Raw genomic sequence first — 24,490 nt, 5'->3', positions numbered from 1 at the left:
TCATGAAATATTTTAATTTTGGCGATTTGAGATGTATAATAGGTAGAGTTTTATAAAAGTCTTGCAGATAGAAAAGAGGTTCACAGCTATGAATAAAAAAACACGGGTCATTCTGGGAATGTCCGGCGGGGTCGATTCCTCGGTGGCTGCGCTGTTGCTTAAAGAACAGGGCTACGAGGTTATTGGTATTTCATGAAAATTGGGACGATACCGATGAGTTCGGTCATTGCACAGCAGAAGACGATGCAGAGGATGTCAGAAGAGTTTGTGACCAGCTCGACATCCCTTTCTATACAGTAAATTTCGAAAAGCAATATTACGACAAAGTATTTGCTTATTTCTTAGACGAGTACACAAAGGGCCGGACACCAAACCCCGATGTCATGTGCAATCGTGAGATTAAATTCGGAGAGCTCTTGCAAAAGGTACTCGACTTGGGCGGCGACTACATTGCTACAGGTCACTATGCTCAAGTCAAAGAGCAAGACGGTGAATACGTCCTGCTGCGAGGCAACGATTCTAATAAAGACCAAACCTATTTCCTTAACGTACTTAATCAACAACAATTGTCCAAAGCCATGTTTCCGATCGGGCATCTTCCGAAACCAAAGGTCCGGGAAATTGCTGAGGCTGCTGGTCTTGCTACAGCGAAGAAAAAAGATAGCACAGGTATCTGTTTTATCGGTGAACGAGATTTCAAAGAGTTTCTTAGCCAATACTTACCCGCAAAGCCAGGCAATATGGTAGACATCCGCAGCGGCGAAGTGAAAGGCCGGCACGATGGTCTAATGTACTACACGCTGGGGCAGAGACAGGGTCTGGGCATCGGCGGATCGGGTACCGGCGAGCCTTGGTTCGTTGTGGATAAAGACTTGGAAAGCAATCAGTTGCTAGTTGTTCAAGGCGAACAGCACCCTGATTTGTATTCTAAAGGCTTAACGGCAACAGATGTCAACTGGATTTCAAACCATAAACCTGAAGGTCCCTTTGCTTGTACGGCGAAATTCCGCTATCGGCAGCCTGACCAAGGTGTCGTCCTTACTTTTGCGGAGGATGGAACCTGTGAGGTCGTTTTCGACAAGCTGCAAAAAGCTGTGACACCTGGACAATCAGTTGTATTTTATGCCAATGAGGTTTGTCTCGGCGGAGGCGTTATCGATAAAGTGCATAAATAGGTAAAAGAGTGTAAGGATGATCATAATGACAGGAGTGAACCTTTAAATGGTTAAAGAAAATGGGATTGTATTAAGAGCCCGGATGTATGAAGACGTGGTAAACATCGTCAAAGAAGTTGGTATTTTCCCACTTTCTTCTTTCATACCGGATCATCCTTCGCTTGAATCCATCACAGAGCACAACCAATGGCATACAGGGTTAGAAACGGATCCATGGTTGTGGCGGGATCGTCTGCCGGGTGAAGGGGTTGCCGCTTATGGACGTTTTTTTGACAAAAAACCTTTATTGATTTCAGCCGAAGTCTTTCCACTGGTGAAGAACCTGCTGGAAGATCCCTACACGGTCGAAGAACGGTATGAGGAAGGTCAACTTGCTAAATCCGCCGTGGAAATTTATCAGGCTGTAGCAGGTAATGAGGGCATTGATGCTAAAGAACTCAGGGCCGTAACCGGCATGAAAGCCAAGGACTCCAAAAGTGAATTCGATCGTTCCTTGGTTGAACTACAAAGCAAAGCTGACATTGTCATTGCAGGCATCAGCGAACGCTTGAACGCAAACGGACTCAAAAGCGGTTGGAACAGTACCTGTTATATGACCGCTTCGCATTGGATGGAGTTACACCGGGTACAAGCTCAGCTAGCGCCAACGCCAGAGGCGAAACAGTTATTTCGAGATTTATTGAAAGAGCGGTACAGCGAGGCAGCCGGTGCTTACCTGACTAAGATTTTTAAGCTTTAAACCTTCAAGAGAACCTAGCCTAAGGCTAGGTTCTCTTCTATTTTGTGCTGAGGGGAAAATGAGCAAATTAGATGTGCCTATTCCCGCTAATATCGCCTCACACCGTTAGATAAGACACAGATCGCGCTCATTTTCTGCATAACAATCCATCCCCTGCGCATTAACGAATAATATGAAACTGTCGCTTGGTTAAGGATCCACAACAGGAGCCATTCGAACAATGAAGCAACTCCTACTTGTGTTGTTTCTACGCTAACGAATCATAGAGTTGTTAGCGACGAGAAATGAGCCTGTCCATTCTTCTAACGAACTGAAACGACGTTATGAAGTCAATAATGAGCTGAGTGATGCACTTTTACTTGCAATAACGCGTCTGGAGTTCTTTAAAACGATAAATCTTTGTCATTTTATCAAATAAGGCTTGCTGAGTTCGTAGCCGTCCGGGTCAAAAAAAAGGCTCTAAATATGTTGAAAGCTGTATCCAACGCCAAAAGCTCGTTCGGAGATGCGCTCATAAGCTAGCCATCTCCTCGCATCATAAACAGGATAATCGCAGGATGCCGAGACTTTCTCGACACCCGAGATTATCCATGAAAAGAGTAACTAGCCAAGATTTATGTTCATTGCAAATCATCATCTTAAGTAGGTTTGACTCCACATTTCCAACAAAAAAATGGGTTAAGTTGCTGTTTAAGCTTCCGCTTAACCCAAACCAAACACATAAATTCTTATCTCGCAAGCGAAAGGAAGTCCTGAAAGTCTTACGGGACTCCTTTTTTTGTCCACTTCATTCGTATCTACGGATTCCTATTGTTGAAATTTACCGTTTATTTGTTAAGTATGCCAACCACCCTCTACGCAAACGATAATGACGAAAGGTGTGAGTGAATGTATAAGCCCTCTGCCATCATTATCGTTGTTTGTGTGTGTTGGTCTGTAAATCTCGAAACAATCAGTAAAGCTAGTGAAGCTGCGCATGGTGAGAACATGAATGTCGTGGAGATTGATCCTGAATATGCCAAATGGAGCCGTCTCGCTTTTAAGGAAGCAGGCAAGGTATATACGCTGCTGGATTATAAGTATCTAGGCCGATCTGATGTTGCTCCTGGAGTTGTCCAGCAGCAATTTCGCTTCTGGGTTAGAAAAGACGGCCATGAATTCCCGTTAATTGTATCCATACGTTATCATCCTGTTACCCAACAAGTATTTACGATATTAATGGAGCAAGAAAAAAGAGGGAACTTACTACTTCTATAAGCCTGTAGGCGTCCCTCTTCTTTTATGCTGATTTTGTTTCATCTTCTCTTCGGTTCCCTGTTCACTAGCTATGAAAATAGACTCATTCTTGATCTCGTCCGGCAAATACTGCTGTTTCACAAAATGACCGGGATAATTATGTGGATACATATACCCTTTGTGTCCCAGCTTCTCTGCACCTTGATAGTGAGTATCTCTGAGGTGTAGTGGAACATCCGCCGATTTCACTTGTTCCATTAGCTGCATAGCACGCGCAATCGCTGTGGGGATTGAATTCGACTTGGGACTTTCCACGGCGAATAATATTGCCTGAGAAATGACATATTTGGATTCCGGCCAGCCAATTTTGTGATAGGCATCCATGGCCGTTACAGACTGCAGCATCGCCTGTGGGTTAGCGAGACCTATATCCTCGCTGCAGGCGACGATAAGACGTCTCAGGAACGTCATAGGGTCCATGCCGAGCTTCTCGATGGCATAGAGGAACCAGAACAGCGCAGCGTCACTGGAGCCGCGCACGCTCTTGTGGAAGGCGGACAGCACGTCGTACTGCGTCGACTCGTCCGCTTTGACTATGGGGCGCCTGATCGACTCCTCCGCCACCTCCCGTGTAATCTGAACCGATCCATCGGGTTCAGGAGAGGTCGTGAGCGCTGCCAGCTCCAGCGCATTCAAGGACCTGCGGATGTCGCCATTTGCCATCCGCGCGATATGCTCGAGCGCCTCCTCGTCAACGACGAGCGCATGAAGCCGAGCCCCTTCACGGGGTCGGCGATCGCTCTTCGCATGGCAATGAGCGCATGCTCCGCCGTGAGCGGCTCGAGCTGAAACAGCGTCGAGCGCGACAGCAGAGCCCCGTTCACATGGTGAAACGGATTCTCTGTCGTCGCCCCGATGAAGATGAGGATGCCCTGCTCCACTGCAGGCAGCAGCGCATCCTGCCGCGAGGTGTTAAAGCGGTGCACCTCGTCCAGAAATAAGGTCGTTTTACGACCATATAAGGCTTTATTGGTCTTCGCCTGCTCGATAATCTCGCGCACATCTTTAACAGAAGCATCAACAGCGTTCAGCTTCATGAATTCGCCTTGCGTTCTGTTCGCTATGATATTGGCTAACGTCGTTTTTCCTGTGCCAGGTGGTCCATAAAGCAGAATGGACGTTACTTGATCCGCTTCTATCGCCCGTCGTAAAAGCTTCCCTTTCCCTACAATCTGTTCCTGACCAATATATTCATCGAGTGTTGTAGGCCTCATCCGGTCGGCTAGCAGCTTACCCGTAGGCTCTTGTGATGAAGCATATGTAAATAAGTCCATAAATTCGTATCCTTTACTTCAAATAGAATGGCATATGTCTTATTATAACCTGCCTGCAAAAACATGTCATGCTGTGACAGACCTCATATAAAAAGGATGCCCGCTTAGTCAGGGGCATCCTTCTTGTTATTTCTGCGCTAAACCACTTTCCAACAAATCCTTTACAGCTACGCTTACCATGATCAAACCGGCAACAGGCGGAACGAAGGCATTGCTTGCTGGCGGTTGCTTCGCCTTGCGAATTTCCGGCGCGTTCGCTGGCACAATTTGCTGCGTGACATCTTCACGTGGTTTCATCGGAGCTTCAGTCGAAAAAACAACTTTCACGCCTTTTTTGATTCCCTCTTTGCGAAGCTTCTGACGAACGACACGTGCGATGGGGTCCATGCTCGTTTTCGAAATGTCAGCGACTTGGAACAAGGAAGGGTCCATTTTGTTCGCGGCCCCCATGCTGGAGATGATAGGTATTTTCCGCTCTAAGCATTGCTTGATCAGATGAATTTTGTAAGAAATCGTATCGCTTGCATCCAATACATAATCAATCGGATAAGCAAAAATCTCTTCATACGTTTCTTCCGTGTAGAACATTCGCAGGGCGATCACATCGCACTCCGGATTAATAAGCTTAATCCGATCACGCATGAGATCTGCTTTGGGCTGCCCCACAGTTGTTGTAAGGGCATGAATCTGACGATTAATGTTTGTAATGTCTACAACATCTTTATCGATGAGAATCAGACGACCAACCCCTGTACGAGCCAAAGCTTCGGCTGCAATAGCACCAACACCGCCGATGCCTAAAACAACCACCGTGCTGTTCTTCATAATTTCTAGACCTTCAGGTCCGATCGCTAATTCTGTTCGTGAAAATTGATGAAGCATAGAAACACTTCCTCTTTCAATGTATCTTAGGCTTTAGCAGCAGGCTGCTTCAGCGCTAAGCGAATCGACAGCTGTTCCAGCTGCTTGTCATCTACCGTTCCAGGTGCATCCGTCAACAAATCTGTTGCGCTCGCTGTTTTCGGGAATGCAATCGTTTCTCTCAGGTTGGTACGGCCTGTAATCAGCATCACCAAACGGTCGAAACCAAAAGCGAAACCACCATGCGGAGGTGTACCATATTCAAAAGCTTCAAGCAAGAAGCCAAACTTCTCGTTAGCTTCTTCTTTGGAGAAGCCTAGAGCGCCGAACATTTTCTCTTGTACTTCACGTTGGTAAATACGCATCGAACCGCCGCCAACTTCATAGCCGTTCAATACCAAATCGTAAGCTTGCGCACGAATTTGGCCCGGATCTGTATCGAAGAAATGAACATCATCTTCGTTCGGACGTGTGAATGGGTGATGTTCGGCTACGTAGCGTTTCTCTTCTTCGTCATATCCGAGAAGCGGGAAATCTACAACCCACGCGTATTTGAATTTGGAGTCATCAATAAGTCCAAGCTGACGACCGATTTTCAAACGAAGGTTACCCAATACATCGGCAACGACTTTCTTCTTATCCGCAGAGAAGAGCAGCAAATCCCCTTCTTCGACACCCAGACGCTCTGTTAATGCTGCGATTTCAGCTTCGTTGAAAAACTTCACGATAGGTCCTTTGAATTCGCCGTCTTTGACTTGAATCCAAGCCAAGCCTTTGGCTCCGTAACGCGCCGCAAAAGGTAGGAGGTCGTCGATTTCTTTACGACTCCATGTTCCACAGCCTTTCGCGTTAAGAGCCTTCACTTGACCGCCGCCTTTAACCACATTAGCGAATACTTGTACGCCAGAGGTTTGAACGATATCAGAAACATCTTCCAGTTCAAGTCCAAAACGCAGATCCGGTTTATCTGAACCGTATTTGTTCATCGCATCCGCGTAAGTGATCCGTTGGAATGGACGAGGAATTTCCACTTGTGCTGTTTCTTGCATTAATTTGACCACGAGCTCTTCCAAAATATCCAGCAATTGATCTTGGGACAAGAAGGAAGTCTCAATGTCGACTTGCGTAAATTCCGGTTGACGGTCAGCACGAAGATCTTCATCACGGAAGCAGCGGGCAATTTGGTAATAACGCTCTAAGCCACCAACCATCAGCAATTGTTTAAAGATTTGCGGCGATTGCGGCAATGCGAAAAACTCTCCCGCGTGGACACGGCTTGGCACTAAGTAATCGCGAGCGCCTTCCGGTGTGCTTTTCGTCAAGATCGGCGTTTCTACTTCAATAAAGCCTTGATCGTCCAAGAAATTGCGGAACACTTTAGACGCTTTGGAGCGAAGCATCAATGTTTTTTGCATTTCAGGACGACGCAGGTCCAAATAACGATATTTCAAACGAACGGATTCATCCACATCCACGCCGTCTTCGATGAAGAACGGAGGTGTTTTGGCTGCGTTCATAATTTCGATTTCAGTAACCTGGATTTCAATTTCACCTGTGGAAATATTTTTGTTCACAGTTTCCGCATCACGCTCAACTACGATCCCTTTAATAGCCAATACGTATTCGTTGCGCGCACGATCAGCGATAGCCAAAGCATCGCCTGAGAAATCCGGGTTAAAAACCGTTTGTACAAGCCCGCTGCGATCACGTAAATCGATGAATAGAACGCCACCTAAGTCACGTCTTCTTTGTACCCACCCGTTTAAAATTACAGTCTGTCCTACATGGGCTTTGGTAAGCTGCCCACAGTGATGTGTTTTGAGCATCATAATTATTTTTCCTCCTAATATAGGGATCTTTGAGTGGAACTCAAAGTCTCTCCTTTGTATAGGGAGCTTTGAGTTGAGCTCAAAGTCTCTCCTTTTGGTTGTAAAATTCAAAGTTCTATTCGAATAGTGTCTTTGCTGCGTTTGATGCAAGATCCACTAAACCTACCGTTAATTGAGTACCGGTATCCATTTTCTTCAGCGTAATGTCGCCTCGCTCTAATTCATCATCCCCAAGGATGGCGACATAGGTCGCTTGAAAGCGGTCGGCTGATTTCATCTGTGCCTTCATCTTGCGGCCTTGGTAATCCTTTTCGGCCTTAATCCCCTGCGTTCTAAGCTGATACAGGAGCTTCGTTATTTCTTTTTCAGCAGCCTCGCCTAAACCAATCAGATATACATCGAGCGGCTCCGGCTTCGGAATTTCTACCCCTTGCGCTTGCAGCACAAGCAATATACGCTCAAGGCCTAAACCAAGTCCAACCCCAGGTTGATCGGTGCCATGACCGCCTATCTGCTCAACGAGGCCATTATAGCGCCCGCCGCCACCAATCGTATCAATCGCGCCAATACCTGCCGCTTTGTACTCGAAAGCTGTATGCGTATAGTAATCCAGACCACGAACCAGACGCGGATTGACTTTGAAAGGAATGCCCATACCTGTTAAGTGTTCTTGAACAAGTGAGAAGTGAGTCGTGCACTCTTCATCCAAATATTGCAGGATATCTGGTGCGCCTTCTCCATACTTTTGGTCGATTTTGCAATCGAGTATGCGCATCGGATTGCGGTCATAACGGGATTGGCAATCTTTGCAAAGCTTATCTTTCACAGGGGCAAAAAACGCCTGAAGCTTCTCGCGGTATACGGTTCTCACAGCTGGTGTCCCAACGGAATTAATCTCTACCGTGACATCTCGCAGCCCAATTTCTTTGTAGAATGTATAGCCTAGTGCAACCACTTCCGCATCGATGCTTGGATCCACGGATCCAAATGCTTCAATACCAAACTGGTGGAACTGACGGTAACGCCCAGCCTGCGGTTGTTCATAGCGGAACATAGATCCTACATAGTACAGCTTCGTAAGATCAGGTATGCCGTAAAGCTTGTTTTCCACATAAGCCCTAACAACACCGGCTGTGCCTTCCGGACGCAGGGAGATGCTGCGATCCCCTTTATCAAGAAAGGTGTACATTTCCTTTTCTACGATATCTGTTGTTTCACCGACGCCTCTGGAAAACAGTTCGGTGTGCTCGAAAATCGGAGAACGAATTTCTTTGTAATTAAATCGTTGGCACAAGTCTCTCGCTTTGCTCTCTAGGTACTGCCACTTCTCCACCTCACCGGGCAAGAGATCCTGTGTACCTTTTGGCTTTTGAATGCTCATGGGTGCAACCTCCTTTGATCTGTTCCCCAACATGGAATTCACTCATTCACAACAAAAAAATCCCCCACCCCCGACTTTCGTCAGGGACGAGAGATTTGAATAACCAAATTCACCCGTGGTACCACCCACATTCCAGAATCCAATTATCATCGACCTAAAGGTTAACGAAAATATCGTTCTGCTTAAACGGTTAACGCCCGTAATACGCAAAACTGCTACTCCGCATTTCGACAATCATCGATATGCATTTCCCAGCCTGTTCTCGGGGAGGTCTTTCGTTCGCTCATCATTAGGAAGTTTGCAGCCTAGACTTCCTTCTCTGCGTATGTGGGGGCGACTTACTTTTTCCCTTCAACGAATCATAAAAAATATCCAATTACATTATAATTAATTGTAATCATTGGTTGTCACAAAGTCAAGTCAGCAAACCTAGTGTTGATCGGCCCATTTTTGCAACTCGTCCATCACTGGTTTGAGCCCTTTTCCCTTTGGGGTTAGTTCATACTCAATCCGAACCGGCGTCTCAGGGTATACATGACGGATGATGATCTCTGCAGCCTCAAGCTCCTTGAATCTCTCCGAAAGCATACGATCACTCATACTCGGGATGAGTATAGATATATCTTTAAAACGCTTCGGTCCGGTCAGCAAGACATGAACAATCAGTCCCGTCCATCGCTTACCCAGAAGTTCAAATGCATGCTCGAATTTTGGGCACAGTTGATAGTCTTCCATATAAATCATCTCCTTAAAACAATTTTAGCATAGTCGCTTGACAAAAGTAAGTACTTCGTAATAATATACTAACATAAAGTAAGTTGTTAAACAAAATATATTAAAAGAGGAGTTGTTAGTAATGGCATTAGGTTTACTTATTATTCGCTTAGTCATCGGGGTCACCATGGCTGCACATGGCACACAGAAAGTATTTGGTTGGTTTGGTGGATATGGCCCAAAAGGTACCGGGGGCTTTTTCGAATCCATTGGCATTAAACCTGGTGTACTCATGGCGGTGCTTGCAGGTTTAGCTGAAATTGTTGGCGGCTTGCTTTTCGCCGCTGGTCTCTGGACTTCAGTAGGTGCCGCGCTTATCGTATTGACGATGTTAGTTGCTATGATTAAAGTTCACGGGAAGAATGGCTTTTGGGTTACTTCCAATGGGATTGAGTATAACTTGATTTTACTTGCAATTGCCCTTGGTGTGGCACTTATCGGTGCCGGTGACTACTCGATCGACGCTCTTTTGTAAAAGCATGCTGAAAGCCGCTCCGCCTAATATGGCTGAGCGGCTTTTTCGTTGCGAACAAAGAAAATAGCCTGCAGCACAATGTCAGCAGGCCTCAAATAAATATATATTTTAAAGGGGGTCGTTAATAAGTATAACCAAGGATGATTAAAGGGAGATGAAAATTAAATTACAATTTGATTACAGCTTGTCCTCAAAATTTACAATCATTTTCAAGACATTGTCCTCGTATATTCAGCCTACTTTCACATATACATGTACAACAAGGCAAATGGCCTTGACTATACAATCAGGAGGCTGGATACAATGACAACACAAAATGAGTTTCAAGAGGAACGACAAGACCTACTGGTGCTCTTCTCTGAAGAATCCGAAGAGGAAGTTGCAGAAGAAGTATCTGAAGAATCAGCCGAAGAAGAGGCCATTGAACAATCAGATGATGCTGAGGAAGCGGAAGAAGAAGCAGCTGATGATGGGGATGCAGAAGCTGAAGTAGAAGCTGAGGAAGCGGATGATGCCGAGGAAGAGGCAGCCGAAGATGAAGCGGAAGAATCTGCCGAAGAATCCGCTGAAGCCGAAGAGGATGACGCCAACATCGATTAAATGTAAGCGTAGTCACCCCCATCAAAGTTAAGAGCCATACTACTGTGTTCAGACGGTAGTATGGCTCTTATTCGTTATTTTAAGGATTTCCTGTTAATCCGACCTTCAAATCTTTAATCATCATATAGGTGTCGGCATTCGTTAATTTCATCTTGTCTGCAATTAATTTTAACGAAGCGTCTGTTAGCAGATTAGCTTTAGTAAGTTCAGCTGGGGCTTCGGCTGCCGCTGTTTTCAATCCTAAGGCTTGCGTTATGGTGTAAGCTGCTTGTTCAAGCGTTAACGCTGCTTTATCGGAATTGTCCATTTTTGCGATAGCAGCCGTAGGATCACCTTTGAAGGCATCCGGCTTCATTTTTTTCGCGCCATTCACCAGATTGGTCATTCGTTTCGGATTCGATGGATCATCCAGATGAAAATTATTGTCATAGGCGCCAGATGCCAAGCCAAGCATGAGAGCGGATTTCAAACCTTCAAATTCTTTGTGTTCCATGAACGGTTGAGCTTTCAAGGTCATAGGCGAGATCTCCATGCCTTGCTTATTCAGCTGTGTCTGAAGCTTCGCAATCACGTCCTTGGACGCAGACATCTGACGGAACGTCAAATTCTCTTGCTGGGCAAGCTTTGCTGCGGCACCAGCTGCCTCTCCTTCGGCCATTCCCGTAGGCATTACGCGTGCGCTTCCATGAGGAAGCGTATCATAGCTAGCCGCTCGACCTACGACAAGAAGCCCATCGACTTTCTGTGGAACTATACTGCGGAAAGGAATCGCATATTGCTTCGGTTTACATACAACGTTCCCTGAATCCGTTGGCGTGATCCGTTGAATATCCACCGGATAGGAGCCGAAACCAATACGATCCCATTGATCATTGTTCGTACAGACGTCCACGATATTAAGTCGGTATTCTCCTTGCATATGGCGGGTTTCCCTAACATAGAGCTCAGGTGCTGTAGCATCCAGCTCTAGACTCGCGAACTCAGGAAACGTTTTTTGCATATAAGCAACCACGTTAGGCAACTCTTTTTTACCAATATCGAAAGCTTCTTGCACAGATTTAGGATCAAAGGTATCCACACCAAAAATTTGCAAGGCATTGATCAGTACCGTATTGTCATTCTGTCTTCCCATATTGAGCCCTCTCATCTTCGCTCTTTCTTTGTTAAGAGGAGGATAGCTGCTCATTTCTTTATACCCGTACACACTTACATCCGTCACACCAGAACTTCCATCGTTACTGCTATTTAATCTCTTTGCCATCAGATTCCACACTTCAGGGGTGACGTTCTTTAGGCGGAATGCAAGTGTAACAGCCATCTTGGATTTGGGGTCTCCAATGTCCTCATGTCCGATCGTGAACGGTACGCCGGCAGCGGCCGCAAAATCGCCATCTTGTGTGGCATCGATAACTGAATGTGCTTTAACTACTTGCGTAGTCCCATTCTCAAGGGTGAGTGTAGCTCCTTGCACCGCATTTTGATCCTTTGAAATAAGCGGATCTACTTTTTTAGTTTTCAGCAAAATATCAATGTTTTTCTCATTTTTAACAAGATCGTAAAAAGCATTCGCGGCTGTATTGACATCGAAAGAATCCCCTTCGATTTTGGCATACCATTCTGAGAAAAATCCTTTATTGAACACATCGTCTTTACCAAATATGTTTTTACTGGAAGAATAATTCATATCCAGCGAGTTAATCCATCCCAATGTCATAAGTCCGCCAAGAATCTCACGATTCCGGCCATCAACAAGCAAAGTAGACAAGCCGTTGCGAGCTGCTGATACAGCTGCAGCAACGCCTTCGGGATCTGTACCGACGACAATGACGTCATAAGCTTCTTTGGCTTTCTTAACCGATTTCACTTCTTCAAGCTCTTGCTTTGCCGAGCTATGTCCACCATGTGAAAGATGCTTATACTGATAATACAGTGATGCTGCCGCGCCAAGCACAGCAAGTAAAATTAAGGCTGCCATCAACCAAAGCCATCCTTTGGAAGAAGAACTGTCTCTTCTGGAATTTCCCATTCTTACAAAAACACCCACCTTATCCCCTATTTTTAATCTTTATTTTCAAGTAAAATGACCAACTGTTAGTTTACCACACTTTCAAGATGGAGAGAAATTGTGCGTATGTACGAACACAAATAAAGCCACACAGAACTGGTAAACCAGTACGTGCAGCTTTACGTTTATCGATATGATTTCTTTGGGGTGTTCTTACCTTTTTCTTGCTCAGATGTAAATTCAGCGCTTATTTCAACATCAGCAAGTGCAGGCGCTTGACTCATCCGCTCAACGTAAGAAGCATGGAGCAACTGCTGCTCCGGAGCCGTCATGGCTTTGTGTTTAATCGATTGCCGCATCTGGATGCTCCTAACTGCAAGTTTATACACTTGTAGTATAGCCAGACGGAAAGTCTAATATCCTTAATGAGCAACGAAAACTACTTATTTACTATCAATAATCAATGTCACAGGTCCCCAGTTAGTGAAGGATACATCCATCATTTCACCAAAAGCGCCTGTTTCCACTTGTAAGCCTAATGAGCGCAAAAGCTCATTAAATAAGTCATAAAGCGGCTGTGCATGTTCGGGTCTTGCCGCGGACATGAAATTCGGACGCTTCCCATTTCGACAATCTCCATAAAGAGTAAACTGTGAAACGGATAAAATTTGTCCGCCTGTCTCTAAGACAGAAAGGTTCATCTTTCCTGTTTCATCCTCGAAAATACGCAGCCCTGCTATTTTATTAGCCACATACTTGGCATCCTGCTCCGTATCCTCATGCGTAATCCCCACTAACAGCATCAGCCCCTGCTCAATACGGCCAATTGAAACATCGTTTACGGTTACTTCGGCTCGTTTACACCGTTGAATGACTACTCTCATCGCTCACAAAATCTCCTAGCTTTGCATGATACGTTGCACGGAGTACACGTCTTTGACACGCTTAATTTTCTCAACTACCGATTGTAAATGATCAATATTTTTTATTAATATCGTCATATGAATGGTAGCCATTTTATTTTTGTCCGAACGGCCGGATACCGCAGAAATCATAGTTTTGCTTTCTGAAACAGCCTGTAGAACCTCATTCAGGAAGCCGCGACGGTCATGACCTGTAATTTCAATTTCAACATTGAAATTAGACTCAACCGCTTCTGCCCAATCCACCTCAATGACACGTTCCTCTTCGCCCGTGCCGACAGGAATATTCGTGCAATCCGACCGATGAACCGATACGCCGCGACCACGTGTAATATAGCCAATAATAGCATCACCAGGCACCGGATTACAGCAGCGAGCAAAACGTACGAGCAAGTTGTCCACACCTTTGACACGAACTCCATTGGTTGGGCGGCCCTTTTTCTCAGCCTGCTGCGATTTAACTTCTTTAACCTCGCTGGTAAGCTGCAAGGCTTGCGCCTCTTCAGCTTCTTTACGCAGCTTCTCCGTTAATTTGGTACATATTTGTGCAGCAGTAATGCCACCAAAACCGACGGCAGACAGCATATCTTCAATATCATTAAAATTAAATTTTCTTGCTGCTTCCAGCATTTTATCGTCACTCATCAGCGTTGGCGGATCAATGGCCAAACGCTTGAGCTCACGCTCAATCATGTCTTTCCCTTTTTCCACATTCTCTTCGCGTTTCTCTTTTTTGAACCACTGCTTAATTTTACTGCGAGCATGTGAGGATTGGGCGATTTTAATCCAGTCCTGACTAGGTCCATAAGAATGCTTAGAGGTTAAAATCTCAATGATATCACCGGTTTTGAGTTTATGGTCCAGCGGCACAATGCGAGAATTCACCTTGGCGCCAATCGTGCGATTACCCACTTCAGTATGAATCCGATAAGCAAAATCAAGCGGTACAGAACCGGCAGGAAGCTCGATGACCTCTCCTTTGGGCGTAAAGACGAAAACGAGATCTGAAAAGAAATCCATCTTCATAGATTCCATGAATTCAGAAGCATCGCTTGTTTCATGCTGCAGTTCCAAAATCTCGCGGAACCAACTCATTTTATCCTCAAATGTACCAGATGGACCCACAGATCCGCCTTCTTTATAGGCCCAATGCGCTGCTATACCGAATTCAGACGTTTTATGCATTTCCCATGTACGAATTTGTACTTCCAAAGGCTCGCCTTTAGGACCAATTACAGTCGTATGCAAAGACTGATACATATTGGGCTTCGGCATAGCAATATAATCCTTGAACCGCCCCGGCATCGGCTTCCATAGGGTGTGAATGATGCCTAAAGAGGCATAGCAGTCCTTGATGCCGTCAACAATAACACGAAGCGCCATGAGATCATAGATCTCATTAAACTGTTTGCCTCGAGAGCTCATTTTTTTGTAAATGCTGTAAAGATGCTTCGGTCTTCCGGATATATCCCCTGGAATCCCCATTTCATCCAACTTCTCTTTGATGCTGTGGATCACATCTTCGATGTATTGCTCACGCTCTGTCCGTTTTTTCTGCATGAGATTAACGATTCGGTAATACTGTTGTGGATTTAAATAGCGGAGTGCAATATCCTCCATCTCCCACTTTATCGTAGAGATACCAAGCCGATGCGCAATCGGACAGAAAATTTCTAAGGTTTCCTCAGCAATACGTCGCTGGCTTTCTTCGGATTGATATTTCAGCGTCCGCATATTATGCAGTCGATCCGCCAGTTTAATGAGAATGACACGAATATCCTGCGCCATCGCGACGAACATTTTACGGTAATTCTCATTCTGCTGCTCTTCTTTGGACTTAAACTTGATACGCTCCAATTTCGTCAAGCCATCGACGAGCATCGCACATGTTTTACCGAATTTATCAAGAACAGTTTCTAATGAAACTGTTGTATCTTCAACAACATCATGCAGTAATGCCGCTATAATGGAAGTAACATCCATCTGCATGTTGACCAAAATATCCGCTACAGCTAATGGATGCAGAATATAGGGCTCTCCCGATTTGCGCACTTGGCCATGATGGGCTTCATCCGCGAATTCATAGGCCTCCCTAATCCTCTGCAAATCATTCTCTTTCAGATAGGTGGCGGCCTTTTCCAGCAGTTGCTCTATACCCATGCATCTACCCATTCCCTTTAATCGATTTTTATTCATTATGCCTGCAAGTCAGGCTCCACGTCAACTGTTCGCTTTCGTACTTTCGACAAAATACATCATTTTCTCGCCTTATTTTCTTTAATTCCCTCAATGTGAGGAAAGCACCTAATTATTGCCTAGGCAATAATTAGGTGCTTTTGTCTCTTTTTAATATTGAACTAAGGAAACAACATCAAGCCCATCAAACTTTGATCTACCGTCCAAATAGGTTAGCTCAATTAAGAAAGCAGCTCCAACTATTTCTCCGCCAAGCTGTTTGATCAGGTCTATGGAAGTTTGAATCGTTCCACCTGTTGCCAGAAGATCATCGGCAATAAGAACCTTTTGTCCCGGTTTGATGGCATCCGTATGCATAGCTAATTTATCCTTGCCGTATTCAAGGGCGTAATCGGCTTCAATGGTATCACCTGGCAGTTTGCCGCTTTTGCGAATTGGAATAAAGCCCACGCCAAGTGCGTAAGCAAGCGGAGCGCCAATAACAAATCCGCGCGCTTCCGGCCCTGCAATCACATCGATTTCCTTCTCTTTAATCAGTTGTCTCAGCTGATCAATAGCTTCTCTATATACAGGCCCATTTTGAAGCAATGTCGTAATGTCTTTGAAACGGATACCTGGCTGTGGATAGTCCGGGATGACGCGAATGTAATCTTTGAAATTCATATGATTTCCTCCATTATGTGGTTTACTTTTTGAGTTTTCTCTGCAATCCATCGTTCCAACTCTTTGGCAGAGGAGTACATAACAATCGATTCAACTTCTTGGCGATGCAATCTATGTTGATACAAACGGGATGCTGTGAGATCTTTCTTAGCTGGTGAGGCTTGCAATTTAACGAAGGCCCCTTGTCTTTCTGTAAAATTCAGTTCTTCAAACACAGATAAAATAAATTGAATCATCGGAGTAGAAAGCCCAGAACGCTTGCTAATGCCTGTTAGTAGGCGAGTATCCTGCACTGGGATTGAACCTTCTTTTTGCAAAGTTGCGTAGATCGTCTTAAACATTTCTCGAGATGGCAGGGTACTTCCTGTGTTGGGCCTTAGCTCTGCAAAAACAGCGTAACATCGCATCATTCCTTTTGCCTGTTGAAGGAGGCTTTGCAAACTGGCTAAACTGCGCGGTATCGTGTAAAAAATGATGTCCTGCACGCTTGCAAAATCAAGCCTGCTTGCCAGCTCGTTACCGGGAAGCAATTCATCCGAATCTTTTAGTATCCAATAGGGGACTGATTCACCAATTTGAAAAGCCGTAGAAGCAAATAATGAAACATCCGCTTCGTCGAATAATACGATAGCTGGCGTACATGCAGCTTGGCCGCTTGCTGAAGAAGCCAAATGTTTAAGCTCAGCTATTTTTTTATCCAGCTGACCCACTCCGCGCCAATCGAATAGCTGCATATGAATAATTCGTAGATCCTGCATGAGAATTTGTGGCTTGCGAACACCATTCCATTCGTTTATGGACAGCTCACCCAACACATCGAGCTTAGCGCTAGGTGTGATTAATCCTGCAAGGCTGCCCTTCCCAAAGCCAACAGCCTCAACCGAGCAGCTCACCTCATCCGAAACTTGCGAAAGCGCTAACTTCAGATGCTGCTTTTCTTTCCCCATCGTGCGAATCTCATCAAGAGAGAGATCACTGAACATGAACCTTGGAGCAGGATTTCCCATGCCGAATGGCGCCAGTTTCTCGAGCTGCTCAATGCTTCCAATAGGTACATCAGGCAAACTGCACACGGCATCAGCATGCAGAAGCGGAATGAAATCCTCTTCCGTAAGCGATTCTTCTGCAAGTTCATTCAGCTTCTTCCTGAAAACATCTAGATGGATGCTATTTAGAGACATTCCCGCAGCTGCTTGATGGCCACCATAATGATCAAGCCACTCCTCGCAAGCTGTTAATGCGTGATGCAAATCAAAGCCTGCTATGGATCGTGCTGAGCCCTTGGCTATCCCAGTAAGTGGATCAATGCTTAACACAAGCGTTGGCCGATAAAATTTATCAACAATCTTGGATGCCACGATCCCAACAACACCCACGTTCCATTCTTCCTTCGCAACAACAATCACTTTATCAAAGCCCTGAGCACGCTGCTGTTCGGCCAATTCGAAAGCTTCACTGACCATCTCTTCCACGATTCGTTGACGTTCTTTATTGAGCAAATCCAGATCAAAGGCGATTTGCTCCGCTTCTTGCTCATCCGTCGTTGTGAGCAGCCTAACGGCTGTATCTGCTGCTTCCAGACGTCCGCTTGCATTAATCCTAGGCGCAAGGGAGAAACCGATGTGCGAGGCTGTCACTTCTTTACGCTCTATGCCGGATACTTGGATTAGTGAACGAAAGCCTGCATACGTAGAAGCTTGCATACGCGACAGTCCCATTTTTACAATGAGTCGATTCTCTCCGGTTAGCGGCATCAAATCAGCGACTGTGCCCAAAGCGGCGAATTCCAGCAACTCCTCGGGTATTCGACCAAGCAAAGCGTGCGCAAGCTTAAACGCCACGCCGACACCTGCCAGATGCTTGTAGGGATAAGCACAGCCCGGTTTCTTTGGATTGATCACGGCCAACGCTTGCGGTAAGACAGCAGGAGGTTCATGATGATCAGTTACGATAACATCCATGCCTAACTCTTGTATATAAGCAACCTCTGATGCGGCGCTAATTCCCGTATCCACCGTAATGAACAAGGATACTCCTTGATCTTGAGCTAATTCAATAGCTGAGCGATTCAGTCCATATCCTTCCCGAATGCGATGCGGGATATAGCTATCGAACCGAGCACCCATCCCTTTCAGCAAATGGATCATTAGTGAAGTGCTGCTCACACCATCAGCGTCGTAATCCCCGTAAATACGAATAAGCTCAGCCTGAGTTATGGCTTTCCGAATTCGCTCTACAGCAGCATGCATACCATCCAGCAGAAATGGATCATGGTAATCATGAAGACTGCCGTGCATAAACTGTTCAGCTTCTTGTAAAGTGCGTATATTTCGGAGAACAAGCATTCTGGCGACGAGCGGGTTCAATTGTAAATCGCGAACGAATGTCTCTATAAGCTCTTCATCCGCATTGCCTATGCTCCATCTTGCCTTGGGTGCTAGCACTTGGTGTGTCCTCCTTAGCGTTTAACTCTGAATAACGTTCTTCGTAAGCAAGCAATTAATGAATAACAGACGGGTAATCCCCGTGTTCAAGCTCGGTATTTTTATAGGGATACCCTACATCATAAGGATGGACAAGAACGGTCACTTCCGAAACATGATGAAATCGTTTCATTAATTGCCGCTTCACTCTTTTCGCAATTTCATGCCCTTCCCAAACCGAGACACTGGGATTGACGCTTACTTCGATATCCACACTAACGTAATGCCCTTGTTCGAACGCCTTCAAGCTATCTACCGTTATTACGCCATTAACGTTTTGCACAGCAGCAATCAATTCAGTTGAATCCTCCTGCTCCATTTGTATGACAGGTTTCGGAATAATCTCCATGGCAGCCCTATAGCTCATCCTCAAAACAAGGAGAGAAATCACTAAGCTTGCGCATGGATCAAGGTAATAAAGAGCAGGCATATTTACATATTTACCCGTTAGAGATCCAGCAATACCTACTAAAGCTAATAGCGAAGAGTACGCATAGGATCGATTGCGCGCCCGGGACATGTAGGTTGAAGACTCCACTTTCTTCCCTTGCTTGCTCGCATATTGATGCATCAATTCTTTAATAATCAGTGAGATACCTACTGTAGCAAAGGCATACATTTGTGGAGGCTCATTTGCCCCGTGCGCTATCGATTTGATTGCCGACAACCCTATCTCTGCGCCAATAACCGAAAGAATTAGGGATAGGATTATCGTCGATATCGACGACTTCTGTTTAGGACCTCTGTGTACACTCTATCTGTCGATATCCTATTAGTCTTACGTTTGATTAAACCAACAACAGAACTCACAGCAACAGAAATTGAATGAGCCGAATCGGCGAGCAGTGCTTTACTCTGTGCCATTAAGCCAATAGCCCCTGTAATAATCGCAAGGATCATAGTAACTGCAGTGTCGGCCCAGACAGCGAGTTCAGTTTTTTCAAAACGCTCGTCATCCACGTTGCCATTCCCTCCTGAACGGATACAAAGGCCGCGCAACATTCACGCGGCCAGTTCGTATGCTTATTACGCTGCTGCTTTCTTTTTAGCACTGGATACAGATTTTCTTTTCAATAAGAACCACAGGGAACAAGCAATAAAGACGGAAGAGTAAGCACCGCTTGTCAACCCAATTAATTTCGCAAGAGCGAAAAGCTTAATGGATTCACTTCCGAAAATGTACAAACACCCTGCGGCCAATAAGACCACCAAAACCGTATTAATATTTCGCGCCATCGTCTGCCAAATACTGTCATTAACGAGCGCCGCGACATCTACATCCGTTTTTAGCTTAGCGAATCTCAAGTTTTCACGAATACGGTCAAAAATAACAATTTTATCGTTAATGGAGTAACCGATCGTCGTCAGTACAGCTGCTAGGAATGGCAGGTTTACTTCTAATCTGAAAATAGCAAACACTGCGATAACCATAAATGCATCGTGTAGAATAGCGATAATCGCTGCAATAGCGAAACGCCATTCAAACCGGATGCTGACATACACGCATATTAGTACACTAGAAATTGCGATCGCATATACGGCTTTAAGCAGCAATTCTTTGGCTAACTGAGGGTCTACGGTATTAATCTCCTTGGAAACTTCTGCGCTGTAAGCTGTGGCAAAAGCCTTTTGGATTTTATTAACCGTATCATCGTTCAGTACGTCATCGAAACGAATAGAGACACGATCACTGTTGTTGCCACCGATTGTTGGGTCAGCATAGCGGGACTTCACGTCCCCATCCGCGGTAAGCTTGTGAAGTATTTCTTCCACTTTGACACTATTCAGCTGCTTACCGACAACGAGATCAATATTCGTTCCCGCTTTAAAATCGACGCCAAAATTCATGCCAGAAACCAGCATAACGGTTAAGCCCACAAGCAAGATGGCAATCGAAATAATGAAAAACTTGTTGCGGTTTTTTACAAAATCAAACTGTTTCTTAAAGCCCACGAATGTCTGCCTCCTTCACACCAAAATAACTTGGCTTTTTCAGCAAGTTGCCTCGTATGATAAGATGCAGCAGCCATCTTGAGAATACGACGTTCGTTAAGATACTGATAATAATACTCAACATCGTAATGACGGCAAATCCGCGAATGGCTCCGTTTCCGACATAGTAGAGTACAATACCAGCAATTAAATTCGTTACGTTAGCATCCATGATGGTACGGAACGAATGTTTGGAGCCTGCTTTCAAGGAAGAAAGAATGCTCTTGCCCGCCCGAATCTCTTCACGAATCCGTTCATAGGTTATAATATTGGCGTCGACCGCCATACCCGCTCCCAAAACGAGAGCCGCAATACCAGGCAACGTGAGGGTAGCGTTCATAAAATCAAATATAGCTAACAGCAGCCATACGTATGTAATAAGAGTAAATGCAGCCACAAGACCCGGAGCGCGGTAATAAGCAACCATAAAAATGAAAATTAGGATGGAAGCAATCAGTCCCGCTCTAGCTGTTTGATGCAAGGATGCTTTACCCAACGTAGCATCAACACGTTGAATATATTTCTCTGTTAATTTCAAAGGCATAGCGCCTAAATTAATCATTTTAGCTACTTTCGTCGCTTCCGTTACACTTGTTTGTGTAATGATTGCCGAATCACTGTCAATGGGAAAATTCACAGAGGCTGTTGATTGCAATTGATCATCCAGATAAATAGACAATGTGCTGCCAACCAATTTGGTCGTTACTTCTTTGAATTTCTCTCTGCTTTTCATCTTGATTTCAACAATCGGTTGTTTCGTATTTTGATCGTAGCTTAACTTCGCCGCGTTCTCAACAAAATCGGTTCCGTTCATATAAATCGTTCCATCCGGACCTCGGAAGGTAAGCACGGAAGGCTTAGACATCAACGTTCTAACTTCTTCTTCATTTTCTACCCCTGCTAAACGAACACGAATACGGTCTGTTCCTTCCGGATTAACCTCAGGTTCAGCCACACCAAGAGTGTCAGCGCGCTTTGCAAGACTTTGCGCTGCCTGTGTAAGCGTTTCATTTGTCAAAGGTTGCCCAGAACTCAATGGCTCTGCGGTGTACAAAATTTCAAACCCGCCTTTTAAATCCAATCCAAGCTTAATTCGTTCTACAAGACTAGGGCTTGTTGCCGCAATTGCTCCGAGTACAACAACAACCGTTAGAAAAAAGAACGAGATTCTTTTCCAATCCAGCATCTCTGGCTTGTCTCCCTTCCATACTCAATATGCCTATTATACTCAGGTCTGAAAAACGAGTCAATTTAACTTCCTTACATAAAAAATGAGAAAACCTCTATCGAGGCCATTCAATGATGAGCGACCGCGTTTAGAGGTTGGTTTTATCGCCAATCAGAAAGCGGTTTTCGGGAGCCGAAAACTTATACTTTCTGATGTGGTAAAAAAATAAGCCCACTTCTTAGAATTGGGCTCCCTTGTAGACACTAAGCGTCATCCAGTTCATAAACTTCGTCGTTTTGAGCGACAAGATATCATTGACGATTTGATGTAGAGAAGGGACGCCTGATTTTCGATACTTATCACTAACGCAATCCCATATATCTTTGCCACTCACATGTTCGTAGCCCAGCATAATGAATTCTTCGACTTTGCTCAAACATAAACTTTCAATAACCTCATTAAGCTCTAAATCAGAAAGAACAACTTCATCATCATCATCATCCATTTCTATGAATACCGTCTCTGTTTGCTCGCCTTGTTTGACATCCCTGTCCTCAGGATTATGATGCACTGGATCGTTGTCTTCTCCGTTCATAGGGAGATTCCTCCTAAGGCTAATTTGTATTTTCACTCATTATTCGCTATCCCTCCCCCATTTTCCTGCCTAAATATACCCTGTCCACAAATTGTTAGCATGAGCTTGGCCAACCCCCGCATATTCATAGGATATGACAAGTAGCGGAAGAGGGAATGGCATTGACCAAGCAGTCATTTATTAGAGGTACGATGATCCTGCTAGCTGCAGGTATCTTAAACCGTATTCTCGGTTTCATACCCAGAATTACTTTGCCGCGTGTCATTGGTGCAGAAGGCATTGGGATCTATCACATGGGTTGGCCCTTCCTGTCAGTCATATTAACAATTATTACGGGCGGCATTCCCATAGCCATCGCCAAGCTCATTGCGGAAGCCGAAGCTGAGCGCAATGAATTGCGAATTCGCAGCATTCTCCGAATATCGCTCTTTTTAACCATTGGTCTCAGCGTCATTTTTACGTTTATTTGTTTGGCGGGAGCTTCCTGGATTACGTCTCATCTGTTAACCGATTCGCGTGTTTATTATACATTTCTTTGCATGAGCCCTATGATTCCAGTCATCGGCGTATCTGCCGTGTATCGCGGGTATTTCCAAGGCAGGCAGAACATGATTCCAACCGCAACTTCGCAAATCATGGAGACACTTATTCGCATAGTGATGGTTCTTGTATGTTCCTATGTCATGATCCCCTACGGTATCGAATATGCCGCTGCCGGAGCTATGATAGGTGTGCTTGCTGGAGAAATTGCAGGACTTGTTGTGCTGGCCATTCATTTTAGATATGACAAGAAATCCTCTCAGTCTTTACCCATCGCACCTATGAATTCGAATCAAGTCATCGGTCGATTATCTCATTTACGCCAAATTTTGAAAATATCGGTTCCCATTACCGGAAGCAAATTGATTGGAGCAAGTTCTTATCTTTTCGAGTCCATTCTGATTGCACAAAGCTTGGCTATTGCAGGCATTTCCACTTCATTGGCGACAGCACAATACGGAGCTTTGCAAGGAATGATCATTCCGATCATTCTTCTCCCTAGCGCACTGACCATGTCCTTATCGGTTTCTCTTATCCCATCTTTAAGTGAAGCTGCCACAAGAAAAGATACCAAAACGATTCATATGCGCCTACACCAATCGTTAAAGCTAGCCTTAGTTACCGGGGCACCGTTTACAGTTCTTATGTTCGTTCTGGCAGAACCGATTTGCACATATATGTACAATCAACCTGACGTAGCCATTATGTTGAAAATGATGGCTCCCATAGCCATATTCATTTATTTTCAGGCGCCGCTGCAATCTACCCTGCAAGCGTTGAATAAGCCAGGTGCGGCATTAGTCAACACATTGATTGGCTCTTCGGTCAAGTTAATTCTCATCTATTGGCTGGCCAGCAAGCCGGAAATGGGTATTCATGGCGCCGTTTTTGCGATTAATGTGAACATAGTTCTGGTAACGCTGCTGCATTGGAATAGTGTGGTACGTCTGTTGAAATTCCGCATGGAGGGCAGCGATTTTGGTAAAATCGGAGCTGCTATGGTGCTTTCCGGACTTTGCAGCTACCTGGTGATGTATACACCCTGGACGTCAATAGACTGGCTCCGTTTTGTAACTTCCTGCCTAATTGGATTCTTCATTTATTTACTCATTATTACGCTTTTCCGCCTTATCCGTGTAAAGGATATGACTAGACTTTTGGATAAAGGCAAAAGAATCCTTCCTTAAGATTTACCTCTTCCGATCCAAGAACATTCTGCCGCGATGATCAATGGAACAGTAAAACACTTCTTTAAAGTCACGCACACCTTTTGCTTGAAGCTGATTTTTTAGCCAAAATCTGGTTTTTCCTATTTTTTCTAAATTATCATCCTGCACTTTGCCATCCATAATAAGCGCAGCGGAAGTCCTTCATAGCGAATCGCACCTATGGGCGGATCGTCGACGGCCGCTGCTTCTTTCATTTTTTTCTCTACAACACTTAACTTCCTGAAGACTCCAGAATGGCAAATTCCACGTCAGCTACATTCATCACTTATTTTGTCTAAGCTGCAGCATTAAA

The 24,490-nt window shown here is 44.9% G+C and carries 20 protein-coding genes and 3 pseudogenes; 6 read left to right on the top strand and 17 right to left on the bottom strand.

Annotated features, from left to right (window positions below; translation table 11 throughout):
* The first annotated feature begins 88 nt into the window (after window positions 1-88).
* The 3 genes and pseudogenes from mnmA (at window position 89) to FU659_RS19825 (ending at window position 3,171) form a co-directional block, all read left to right on the top strand.
* Window positions 89-1,175, top strand: a pseudogene (gene mnmA, locus FU659_RS19835) (tRNA 2-thiouridine(34) synthase MnmA).
* 46 nt (window positions 1,176-1,221) lie between these two features.
* Window positions 1,222-1,914: an AlkZ-related protein gene (locus FU659_RS19830; RefSeq protein WP_147949162.1), complete on the top strand. Its 693-nt coding sequence runs from the start codon at window positions 1,222-1,224 to the stop codon at window positions 1,912-1,914.
* 888 nt (window positions 1,915-2,802) lie between these two features.
* Complete coding sequence (locus tag FU659_RS19825) at window positions 2,803-3,171, top strand: DUF3889 domain-containing protein (protein ID WP_147949161.1); 369 nt, start codon at window positions 2,803-2,805, stop codon at window positions 3,169-3,171.
* Here the strand turns inward: FU659_RS19825 and FU659_RS19820 are convergent.
* From FU659_RS19820 to FU659_RS19800, 5 genes and pseudogenes are all read right to left on the bottom strand, one after another.
* Window positions 3,166-4,484 (bottom strand): annotated as a pseudogene (locus FU659_RS19820) (replication-associated recombination protein A). The gene FU659_RS19825 and the pseudogene FU659_RS19820 sit on opposite strands and share 6 nt — an antisense overlap.
* Window positions 4,485-4,610: 126 nt before the next feature.
* Window positions 4,611-5,366 (bottom strand): tRNA threonylcarbamoyladenosine dehydratase, encoded by a 756-nt coding sequence (locus tag FU659_RS19815; protein ID WP_147949160.1) that lies wholly within the window; start codon window positions 5,364-5,366, stop codon window positions 4,611-4,613.
* A 26-nt stretch (window positions 5,367-5,392) separates the two neighbouring features.
* Window positions 5,393-7,174, bottom strand: a complete 1,782-nt coding sequence (gene aspS / locus FU659_RS19810) for an aspartate--tRNA ligase (RefSeq protein WP_147949159.1) — start codon at window positions 7,172-7,174, stop codon at window positions 5,393-5,395.
* 115 nt (window positions 7,175-7,289) lie between these two features.
* Window positions 7,290-8,555: a histidine--tRNA ligase gene (gene hisS, locus FU659_RS19805; RefSeq protein ID WP_147949158.1), complete on the bottom strand. Its 1,266-nt coding sequence runs from the start codon at window positions 8,553-8,555 to the stop codon at window positions 7,290-7,292.
* 429 nt (window positions 8,556-8,984) lie between these two features.
* On the bottom strand, window positions 8,985-9,290 hold the full coding sequence (locus FU659_RS19800) for a winged helix-turn-helix transcriptional regulator (RefSeq protein ID WP_147949157.1): 306 nt from the start codon (window positions 9,288-9,290) through the stop codon (window positions 8,985-8,987).
* 121 nt (window positions 9,291-9,411) lie between these two features.
* Here FU659_RS19800 and FU659_RS19795 point away from each other — a divergent pair, with 121 nt between their 5' ends.
* Window positions 9,412-9,804 carry a DoxX family protein gene (locus tag FU659_RS19795; RefSeq protein ID WP_147949156.1) on the top strand — a complete coding sequence of 131 codons (393 nt, stop codon included), beginning with the start codon at window positions 9,412-9,414 and terminating at the stop codon, window positions 9,802-9,804.
* Between the two features lie 303 nt (window positions 9,805-10,107).
* The gene (locus tag FU659_RS19790; protein ID WP_147949155.1) at window positions 10,108-10,404 is read left to right on the top strand and encodes a hypothetical protein; all 297 of its coding nucleotides are present in this window, start codon (window positions 10,108-10,110) and stop codon (window positions 10,402-10,404) included.
* 79 nt (window positions 10,405-10,483) lie between these two features.
* On the opposite strand, the gene FU659_RS19785 is transcribed toward FU659_RS19790, so the two are convergent.
* From FU659_RS19785 to FU659_RS19740, 11 genes are all read right to left on the bottom strand, one after another.
* The gene (locus FU659_RS19785; RefSeq protein WP_261807933.1) at window positions 10,484-12,379 is read right to left on the bottom strand and encodes an FAD-dependent oxidoreductase; all 1,896 of its coding nucleotides are present in this window, start codon (window positions 12,377-12,379) and stop codon (window positions 10,484-10,486) included.
* A 215-nt stretch (window positions 12,380-12,594) separates the two neighbouring features.
* On the bottom strand, window positions 12,595-12,768 hold the full coding sequence (locus FU659_RS35665; RefSeq protein ID WP_187274276.1) for a hypothetical protein: 174 nt from the start codon (window positions 12,766-12,768) through the stop codon (window positions 12,595-12,597).
* Window positions 12,769-12,852: 84 nt separating this feature from the next.
* The gene (gene dtd, locus FU659_RS19780; protein ID WP_147949153.1) at window positions 12,853-13,293 is read right to left on the bottom strand and encodes a D-aminoacyl-tRNA deacylase; all 441 of its coding nucleotides are present in this window, start codon (window positions 13,291-13,293) and stop codon (window positions 12,853-12,855) included.
* Window positions 13,294-13,308: 15 nt separating this feature from the next.
* A complete protein-coding gene (locus FU659_RS19775) occupies window positions 13,309-15,492 on the bottom strand; it encodes a RelA/SpoT family protein (protein ID WP_147949152.1) in 2,184 nt (727 codons plus the stop codon).
* A gap of 186 nt (window positions 15,493-15,678) precedes the next feature.
* Window positions 15,679-16,191 carry an adenine phosphoribosyltransferase gene (locus tag FU659_RS19770; RefSeq protein WP_147949151.1) on the bottom strand — a complete coding sequence of 171 codons (513 nt, stop codon included), beginning with the start codon at window positions 16,189-16,191 and terminating at the stop codon, window positions 15,679-15,681.
* Entirely contained in the window at window positions 16,188-18,635 is a 2,448-nt protein-coding gene (gene recJ / locus FU659_RS19765; protein ID WP_147949150.1) for a single-stranded-DNA-specific exonuclease RecJ, read from the bottom strand. Before recJ ends, FU659_RS19770 begins: the two co-directional genes overlap by 4 nt.
* Window positions 18,636-18,690: 55 nt before the next feature.
* Window positions 18,691-19,341 (bottom strand): cation diffusion facilitator family transporter, encoded by a 651-nt coding sequence (locus FU659_RS19760; RefSeq protein WP_261807932.1) that lies wholly within the window; start codon window positions 19,339-19,341, stop codon window positions 18,691-18,693.
* A 41-nt stretch (window positions 19,342-19,382) separates the two neighbouring features.
* Complete coding sequence (locus FU659_RS19755) at window positions 19,383-19,634, bottom strand: cation efflux transmembrane domain-containing protein (protein ID WP_187274275.1); 252 nt, start codon at window positions 19,632-19,634, stop codon at window positions 19,383-19,385.
* Between the two features lie 66 nt (window positions 19,635-19,700).
* A complete protein-coding gene (secF, locus tag FU659_RS19750; RefSeq protein WP_147949147.1) occupies window positions 19,701-20,627 on the bottom strand; it encodes a protein translocase subunit SecF in 927 nt (308 codons plus the stop codon).
* Window positions 20,617-21,849, bottom strand: a complete 1,233-nt coding sequence (gene secD / locus FU659_RS19745; RefSeq protein ID WP_147949189.1) for a protein translocase subunit SecD — start codon at window positions 21,847-21,849, stop codon at window positions 20,617-20,619. The genes secF and secD overlap by 11 nt, the downstream gene beginning before the upstream one ends.
* A 223-nt stretch (window positions 21,850-22,072) precedes the next feature.
* A complete protein-coding gene (locus FU659_RS19740) occupies window positions 22,073-22,429 on the bottom strand; it encodes a post-transcriptional regulator (protein ID WP_315971338.1) in 357 nt (118 codons plus the stop codon).
* A gap of 161 nt (window positions 22,430-22,590) precedes the next feature.
* Between FU659_RS19740 and spoVB the strand changes: the two genes are divergently transcribed.
* Window positions 22,591-24,156, top strand: a complete 1,566-nt coding sequence (gene spoVB, locus FU659_RS19735; RefSeq protein WP_147949146.1) for a stage V sporulation protein B — start codon at window positions 22,591-22,593, stop codon at window positions 24,154-24,156.
* Window positions 24,157-24,159: 3 nt separating this feature from the next.
* On the opposite strand, the pseudogene FU659_RS38920 reads toward spoVB, so the two are convergent.
* A pseudogene (locus tag FU659_RS38920) lies at window positions 24,160-24,490 on the bottom strand (DUF421 domain-containing protein); the annotation flags it as partial.

This window comes from Paenibacillus sp. N3.4 (assembly GCF_008017805.1).
Lineage (GTDB): Bacteria > Bacillota > Bacilli > Paenibacillales > NBRC-103111 > Paenibacillus_E.
Note: the sequence above shows the minus strand (reverse complement) of the source record. Positions and strands in the feature narration are given on the sequence as shown.

Coding starts and splice junctions, on each gene's coding strand:
- FU659_RS19795 (WP_147949156.1), top strand. CDS start 9,412: ATGGCATTAGGTTTACTTATTATTCGCTTAGTCATCGGGGTCACCATG.
- FU659_RS19815 (WP_147949160.1), bottom strand. CDS start 5,366: ATGCTTCATCAATTTTCACGAACAGAATTAGCGATCGGACCTGAAGGT.
- dtd (WP_147949153.1), bottom strand. CDS start 13,293: ATGAGAGTAGTCATTCAACGGTGTAAACGAGCCGAAGTAACCGTAAAC.
- FU659_RS19740 (WP_315971338.1), bottom strand. CDS start 22,429: ATGAACGGAGAAGACAACGATCCAGTGCATCATAATCCTGAGGACAGG.
- hisS (WP_147949158.1), bottom strand. CDS start 8,555: ATGAGCATTCAAAAGCCAAAAGGTACACAGGATCTCTTGCCCGGTGAG.
- FU659_RS19790 (WP_147949155.1), top strand. CDS start 10,108: ATGACAACACAAAATGAGTTTCAAGAGGAACGACAAGACCTACTGGTG.
- FU659_RS35665 (WP_187274276.1), bottom strand. CDS start 12,768: ATGCGGCAATCGATTAAACACAAAGCCATGACGGCTCCGGAGCAGCAG.
- FU659_RS19775 (WP_147949152.1), bottom strand. CDS start 15,492: ATGGGTATAGAGCAACTGCTGGAAAAGGCCGCCACCTATCTGAAAGAG.
- FU659_RS19800 (WP_147949157.1), bottom strand. CDS start 9,290: ATGGAAGACTATCAACTGTGCCCAAAATTCGAGCATGCATTTGAACTT.
- FU659_RS19770 (WP_147949151.1), bottom strand. CDS start 16,191: ATGAATTTCAAAGATTACATTCGCGTCATCCCGGACTATCCACAGCCA.
- FU659_RS19785 (WP_261807933.1), bottom strand. CDS start 12,379: ATGGCAGCCTTAATTTTACTTGCTGTGCTTGGCGCGGCAGCATCACTG.
- aspS (WP_147949159.1), bottom strand. CDS start 7,174: ATGATGCTCAAAACACATCACTGTGGGCAGCTTACCAAAGCCCATGTA.
- FU659_RS19830 (WP_147949162.1), top strand. CDS start 1,222: ATGGTTAAAGAAAATGGGATTGTATTAAGAGCCCGGATGTATGAAGAC.
- FU659_RS19825 (WP_147949161.1), top strand. CDS start 2,803: ATGTATAAGCCCTCTGCCATCATTATCGTTGTTTGTGTGTGTTGGTCT.